The sequence below is a fragment of the Verrucomicrobiota bacterium genome, from assembly GCA_016871535.1.
In the GTDB taxonomy this organism is placed as follows: Bacteria; Verrucomicrobiota; Verrucomicrobiia; order Limisphaerales; family SIBE01; genus VHCZ01.
Map to the genome: position 1 here is coordinate 1 of VHCZ01000291.1, position 7,478 is coordinate 7,478.

The following is a 7,478-nucleotide window of genomic DNA, read 5'->3' on the forward strand; positions in this document are numbered from 1 at the left end:
ACTTCGGGATATGCTCGTCGCTCGCGCCTCGTCTGGCCGAAAAATCCCTTGCCGCGAACGTGAGCGTATTTATGAAATGGACCACTAAGCTGGCTGCGGCTGTTCAGCGGTCTCCGGCGTCGGCTCACTCGGCTTGTTCGCCTCAATCGCGTCGATGCGGTAGCGCTTCCGGTGGCCGTCCATCTCAAATTCGATTTCCTCGCCCACCTTGTGGTTCAGCAACGCCTGCCCGAGGGGCGTGAGATAACTGATGATATTCTTCTCCGGGTCGCCGTCCCAGGCGCCCAGGATGGACAGCGTTTCCTCGTAGCCGCTGTCCAGTTCGGTGATCTTTGCGTGCGTGCCCAGGCCGACGGCGTCGGTTTTCGCGTTCGAGAAATCCATGCCTCTTGCGCGCACCAGTTGCGTTTCCAGCTCGGATTTGCGCCGCATGAGGATGCGGTGCATTTCTTTGGCGGCCTTGTATTCGTGGTTTTCCCGAAGATCGCCGTAGCTGCGGGCGATGGCGATTTCCTTGGAGTTGGCCGGAATTCGTTTTTGCACCAGCTCGTTATACTCGGCCTTACGCCGCTCCAGGCTGGCCCACGAGACAAAGAAGCTCGTGTCCTGCTTCGTGTGTTCGCCCGTGATAAGCGATTGGACGGCTGGATGGCTCTTCACGATGCGGGCGAGCAGCGAACGCTTGTCCATGTCGTCAAAGCAAGGGGACAACTGCAGCGCGCGGGTCAAATCTTTGATCACTTCCAGATCCGCCGATCCGATCAACCCCACAATCAACTCCTGGTCATCGAGGATGAGATCGCGGAGGCGGTTGGATTTCTTTTCGTTGAACTGGTCGCGTTCCATCGCGGTCAACATGGCGCGGAAAACCTCCGGCCCCAGGATGTCCGCGAAGGCATCCGAGCGCTCTTTGCCCAGCCAGAACAGCAATTCGCTGCTGGCCTGGTGCTGGCTGACCAGCCGGGCCAGTTGCTCCTTCAACAGTTCGAGCTTGCCGTCGTGCACGAGCAAAGCGGCGCACTCGCTGCAAAGCTTGGCCGAGACCGAATTGAGCGCGCCGAGCAAAAAATCGACCCAGCGATCCGGGTACATTTCTCGAAACGAATGAAGCGCTCGCTTGTGTTTGGCCGCCGGGAGCGCCTCCAAAACCTGCCCGGGTTTGTTGGTTTGGGACCAAATATCTTTGTCGGTCAACTCGCCCTCTTGGGCCGGCAGCCCCGCCGCGGTCCGGAGTTCCTCGCGAAGAAACACCGCCTCCAGGGCCAAGGCGGACATCGTGCGTTGATGGCTGGCAACGTCGGCGTTCAACGCCGTGATCGCTTCGGTAGCGGCGGCTTTTGGGTCGGTCAGATCGGTGAGACTCTTCAGCAATTTGGTGGCGACCTGAATCTTGGCCTTGAGGCCCTTGGCCGCGCGAAATTCATCCAGCAACCGGCTCTGCAACGAGACTTCTTTCGCGTGGTAAATGAGTGGTTCGGATTTCTTGAGCGGGACCTGGAAGTGGCCGTCCTTTTTCAGCTCGCGTTTGGCGACTTCCCACCATTTCTTCCAGTCGTCGGTAATTATATCCGGCACCAGAACTTGCTGAATCTGGTCGAGCGTCGCTTTGCCGCCGTAACTCTGGAGGACCAGCTTGATCAAATCCAGATGCTGAAGCGCGGCCATCTGGCGCAGCGAAGCGAGGTCCGACGCTTTCCGAACCAGGATGTGATCGGTCGGGATGGGTTTGAGCGATTCCGCGGCGAATGAAAGGTCCATGGAATGCCCCGCTTTGCCCTGAAAATCGATGCTGAACCGGCAGAAGACTGTATCGACGGTGGTGATTTTCCCGAATCCCCAACTGCGGTGCGTGCAATATCCTCCCTTGGCGAGCTGCAAGAGCGGCTCCAGGTGTTGCCGGCTGATTTTGCCGGCGGCGACTAGCTTTTCAAACTCTTCTCTCATAGATTCGTTAACGGGTCGTTCTTGCGTCCCTTTGTATCATTAAGATTATTATCAGTGACCCCGGAAAAACCAAGAGAAATTGCCGTGCGCGTTCTCGAACGCTGGGAAAAGGGCGCGCACTTCATCGAGGACGTTTTGCAGCAGGCGTTTGCCCAAAGTCCGTTGAGCGGACCGGATCGGGGGTTGGTCCAGGAATTGACCTACGGCGTGGTGCGATGGAAGGCGACGTTGGACTGGCTGATCGCTCGCAAAACCGACGACCGCCGCCAGGCCAGTCTGGTTCGGCTGCTTCTGCGCCTGGGCCTGTATCAGATTTTCTGGCTGGACCGAATCCCGGACCACGCGGCGGTGCACGAGACGGTCGAGATGGCCAAAGACCTGGGTCTGGGAGCGAAGGCCGGCTTCGTCAATGCCGTGCTGCGGAATTGCCTTCGGGAACGCCCGGCTCTGGAACGGGCGCTGGAGAACTTGAAATCAAGCCAGCCGGCCTTGGGACATTCCCATCCGGAATGCCTCCTGAATCGGTGGACCGCCCGGCGCGGAAAAACCGACGCGCTCCAATTGATGGAGTGGAATAACACCCCGTCCTCCGCGTTCGCGCGCGTCAATACGCTCCGGATTGAACCTGGGAAGCTGCTCGAACTTTGGCGCGATGAAGGCGTCGAGTGCGCGCCATTTTCCCGGAGTTGGATACCCGAGAATCTCGTCTTCGAACTGAAAAACGCCGCCGGCGTGGCAGGTTTGCCGAGCTTCCAGCAAGGACTGTTTTACCTTCAGGATCCCAGCACGCTGCTCGCGGTCGAAGAGTTGAACCCGCAACCCGGCGAGCGCATCCTCGATCTGTGTGCCGCGCCCGGCGGCAAGACCACTTTCATCGCGCAGAAGATGCGGAACCAGGGCCGAATCGTCGCCCTCGACACACACCCGGATCGACTCGCGTTGCTCCGGGAAAACTGCGCCCGCCTCGGCGTCACATGTGTGGAGGCTTTCGAAACTCTGGGAACTTCCTATGAACGTCTAGGTGGGGCGAGCCTGTCCCCAGCGAGCCGGACTGGACGTGTTCCAATCTCGTCGAGCGGCTCGCCGGGACGGACTCGCCCTACCGTGGTCACGGCACATGCGCATGGTTCTGAAAACAAGGCGGCGCTCCATTACCCCGCCCCTTCACCCCTCCCAGGAGGCAAACCGCGCACGCCTCACGCCTCACGCCTCACGCCTTACGACCGCATCCTGGTGGACGCCCCCTGCTCCAACACCGGCGTCATGCGCCGGCGAGTCGATTTGCGCTGGCGCATCCGCCCGGAGGAAATCGATCGCCTTCGGAAAACCCAGTTGGATTTGCTCCGCGCCGCGGCCAGCCAGTTGAAGTCCGGCGGGATTCTGGTCTATAGCACCTGCAGCCTGGAACCGGAGGAAAACCGCGAAGTGGTGAACCGGTTTCTGAACGAGCACGGCAATTTCACTTTGGAGTTGGAGCGAGAGCTGTTGCCGTTCGTGGACGGCGTGGATGGAGCGTATGTGGCCCGCATGCGAGCATAGCGCGGCCAGCACCGCGTTACACCGCTAAGAAGACTGAACCTTGAAACGGGGTTTAAGGGTCCGTGCAAAATCCGAAGTTATTTTTGCACGGACCCTAGGTAGGCTTGCCCCATTGTCGCCGGGTTCCGGAATTGCTCGATCCAATAACTGACCGCTTGCCCCTGGTAAAGCGGATCGGGTTTCGAGCGCACCGACATGAGGCCGAAGAGACCGAGCGTCAACGCAACGAGGGCGCCGATGGCGAACGCGTTCTTTGATCTCCCGGTCAAGTTTCTCCAGTGACGGGCATCCTGCCAAACGTGGACGGCAACACAACAAACTTTTGACGCGCCAAATCGTGATCCGTTACTTTGAAGACCGCTTTCAAACTTATGAACACCTCCGCAAAGTCCATGGCCCACGTCGGACGGCCTTCCCGCCTGTCCTGTCTTCCCATAAACCGTCTGTTCGGACCGCGGCCTTTAGGCCGCTTCAACGCCGAACTCCGGAGCGGGGCCGGAAGCAGCCTAAAGGCTGCGGTCCACATGGTTTTCGGTTCAAGGACCGTGGGCATGGTTCTGAAATCAAGGAAGCTTCCCGTGAACCCGGTAGGGACGGATGAGCTTCCCAAGCCCCGCCGCCAGTTTCCCCAAGAAGGATGTTCGCCTCGCGAAACGCGGACCACTCCGTCCCTGACTTTACTCTGCGATCGAAAAGACAATTTCAGGGACGCGGTGAAACGCGTCCTTACCAGTTTATCGGCCGTCAGCGGGTCTGCAAGCAACACGAAGCTTTCCAGGCTCGCCCTCAGGCTCGCTGTTCTCCTCTTCGCGCCGCTTATTGCCCAAACGCCAATCCGCGCTGACGATCTGGCTCCGCTCTGGCAACTGCTCCCCGGCGACCGGCCCTACATCACGACGGACAACAGCCAGCGCGGCCTAGCCTTCAATCCGGCCACAACCAATCTGGTCCTGGTCAATCGCGCCGGCGGTTTGAACGTGATCGTGCTCGACGGCGCAACCGGCGCCGAAGTGCGCACGTTGAACACCGATGGCGTCGCCGGCGGCACCTTTGCCTTGAACATGGTCGGCGTCACCGATGACGGCGTCGTTTATGCCGCCAACCTTTCCACCAGCACGACGGCGCCGAATTTCAAAATCTACCGCTGGGCGAGCGACAAATCCGACGCCGCACCTGAAATCGCTTTTGAAGGCGATCCCGCGGGCCTCGATGCCGCCACCGGCGCGAGCAGGAATCCGCAGCGATGGGGCGATTCCTTCGACGTGCGCGGATCGGGAGCGAACACGATGATCGTGGCCGCCTCGCGCGCCAGCACCGCCGTCGCAGTGTTCACCACCACCGATGGCCTGACATTCACCGCGAAGGTGATCACGGGCGCCTCGGCAGGAGCGGGGAGTTTGGGAGTCGCGTTCGGCGAAGGCAGCCGGCTTTGGCTGAAATCGTCGGGCACGCCTTTGCGCCACGTCGAATTCAACCTGGCAACCGGCCAGGCCACTTTGATCAAAGAATTCGCCGATCCGATTTTCCCCAATGCCGCTCCGGTCATAGGCGTTGCCGCCGCGAAGAAACTGCTCGGCGCCTTCACCGTCGCCACGCCGGATCAATTCCGCCTTTACGATATTTCCACGACGGCAGACGTCACCCTGCTCGATCAGGAGAATCTCCCGACGGACAACGCCAACGCCAACGGCACCGGCGCTGTGGACTTTGGCGCGGTCTCAGGAGCGAACGCCGCGTTCGTGCTCGACACCAACAACGGACTGGTCGCCTACCGCATCGCCGCCACAGCGGCGGCTCCTCCGACCATTTCCGCCGAACCGCAGAACCAAACCGTGCTCGTGGGCGCCACGGTGTCCTTCAACGTCGCCGCCAAAGGCACGCTGCCCTTCGCTTATCAATGGCAGTTCAGCGAGGCGGATCTCGCCGGCGCCACGAATTCGATTCTCACGCTCACGAACGTTTCGGTCGCGTCATCGGGAAATTACCGCGTGAAAGTCAGCAACTCCGCCGGTTCCGCCGCCAGCACGAACGCGGTGCTGACCGTCAACCGCGTGGCGCAATCCGAGGTGCTGACGCCGCTGTGGAAACTGGCTCCGGGCGACCGGCCTTACATCAACACCGACGGCACGCAACGCGGCATCGCTTACAATCCGGCCACCGGCAACGCGCTGCTCGTCAGCCGCACGGGCGGGAACAAGATTTACGTGCTCGACGGCAAAACCGGGGCCGAACTGCGGCAATTGAACATCGACACCGCCGTCGTCTCCGGCGGCACATTTGCCGTGAACATGATCGGCGTGGCCAACGACGGCGCCGTGTACGCCGCAAACCTGGTCACGGACAGTTCGACGGCGGCGTTCGCGATTTATCGCTGGGAAAACGACAGCGCGACCGCCGTGCCGGTCCTGGCCTATCGCGATGATCCGAGCGGCGGCAGCGCGGACGCCGCGAGCCGGCGCTTTGGCGATTCGTTTGACGTGCGCGGTTCGGGAGCGAACACGCAGCTTCTCGCGGGAACTCGCAACGGCAAAAACGCCGCTCTCTTCACGAGCACCGATGGGATCACCTTCACCTCGACCGTTATCAACACCGACGCCACGGCGGGCGACTTTGGACTGGGTGTTGCGTTCGGCGCAGGGAACAGTTTCTGGGGAACGGCCATCAACCGCCCGCTGCGCTTGATTGATTTCGATCTGGCCGCCGGCACGGGCACAACGCGAGTCACGCTCGGCGCGAACGACGTTCCGCTGGGCGTCAGCACCATCGGTGTGGATGCCGCGAACACCTTGCTCGCCGCCATCGCCGTCGAGAATCCAGATAACCTCCGGCTCTACCACCTGGCGAGCTTGCCCAATCCCCCGGCGATGGTGGATCAGGAATTGTTCCCGACGGACAACGCCAACGCCAATGCCACGGGTTCGGTGGATTTTGGCGGAGGCCGGCTGTATGTGATGAACTCGAACAACGGACTCCTGGCGTTCACGGTCAATCCGGGCGCGATTGCACCGGCTCAACGACCGGCCTTGAGCGCGCCTTCGCGCCAGCCGGGCGGCGCTTTTCAATTCACGCTCAGCGGCACCGCCGCCGCGTCGTACGTGATCGAGGCGACGCAAGATTTCAGGACGTGGCTCCCGATTTCCACGAACACGGTCGGCGCGGCGGGGACCGCGCAAGTCACAGATGCCAGCGCGCCCGCCCAAGCCTTCAGGTTTTATCGCGCCGCGCCGACGCGGTGACTTCCGAAATCCAGGGCTCGTATTCCTCAGTTAAAGTGGGGCGTGGCTCCTGCTGAGCCAATGCCATCGAGCAGTCCAACTCGCTCCGAAACTGCAATCCGGCTGATTGGTTCAGTTTCGCCAGCGCCGCTTGAATGGCTTTGGTCAGGCCCAATTCATCGAGTTGAAACGGGCGAAGGTTCTGCGCGATTTCGCGCACGATTCGAATAGCCTCGGTGGCAACGGTGGAAATCTCGCGGAACTGCTCGGCCATGCGTTGCGGATTGCCGTCGTGTTTCAGCCCCATGAGGGCGCGGTTCTTCATGACGAGCAATTCCTGGCTGAGCCCGTCGTGGAGCTCGGCGGCCATCCGCTTGCGCTCGCTTTCTTGCGATTCGATCAATTGCCGCGAAAAGGCTTCCTGCGCGACCCGCGCTTGGTCCAGGCGGCGGACCCGCAGCAAGTGCAAACCCAGCACCCCGCCCGCGCAAATCAGGGCCAGCAGCAACCGGAACCAGGCCGTTTGCCAGAAATGCGGCAGCACGGTCAGTGCGAGCGCCGCGCCGCTTTCATTCCAGACGCCGGCGTTGTTGCAGGCGAGCACGCGAAAGCGGTAGTCGCCGGGCCGCAGCGCCTGATAGTAAGCCGTGCGCCGCGAGCCGGCGTCGGTCCAATCCTCGTCCAGATTCTCCAGTCGAAATTGGAATCGAACCTTTTCGGGGGCCGTGAAGCTGAGCGCCGTGTACCGAATCTCCAGGCGCCGGTGGCCGGGAGGAGCCT

5 protein-coding genes are annotated in these 7,478 nt (G+C 61.3%); 2 read left to right on the plus strand and 3 right to left on the minus strand.

The features are described 5' to 3' along the window. Positions 1–84: 84 nt before the first annotated feature. Positions 85–1,944 (minus strand): hypothetical protein, encoded by a 1,860-nt coding sequence (locus FJ398_24105; GenBank protein ID MBM3840980.1) that lies wholly within the window; start codon positions 1,942–1,944, stop codon positions 85–87. A 21-nt stretch (positions 1,945–1,965) separates the two neighbouring features. Between FJ398_24105 and FJ398_24110 the strand changes: the two genes are divergently transcribed. Next, positions 1,966–3,483: a hypothetical protein gene (locus FJ398_24110; protein ID MBM3840981.1), complete on the plus strand. Its 1,518-nt coding sequence runs from the start codon at positions 1,966–1,968 to the stop codon at positions 3,481–3,483. A 77-nt stretch (positions 3,484–3,560) separates the two neighbouring features. Here the strand turns inward: FJ398_24110 and FJ398_24115 are convergent, their stop codons facing one another. Continuing rightward, positions 3,561–3,752, minus strand: a complete 192-nt coding sequence (locus FJ398_24115) for a hypothetical protein (GenBank protein MBM3840982.1) — start codon at positions 3,750–3,752, stop codon at positions 3,561–3,563. Positions 3,753–3,854: 102 nt separating this feature from the next. Here FJ398_24115 and FJ398_24120 point away from each other — a divergent pair, with 102 nt between their 5' ends. Beyond that, complete coding sequence (locus FJ398_24120; GenBank protein MBM3840983.1) at positions 3,855–6,719, plus strand: DUF4623 domain-containing protein; 2,865 nt, start codon at positions 3,855–3,857, stop codon at positions 6,717–6,719. Here FJ398_24120 and FJ398_24125 read toward each other — a convergent pair. Beyond that, positions 6,688–7,478: hypothetical protein (locus tag FJ398_24125; GenBank protein ID MBM3840984.1), on the minus strand; the 791-nt coding region annotated here is incomplete at its 5' end. The two genes, FJ398_24120 and FJ398_24125, sit on opposite strands and share 32 nt — an antisense overlap.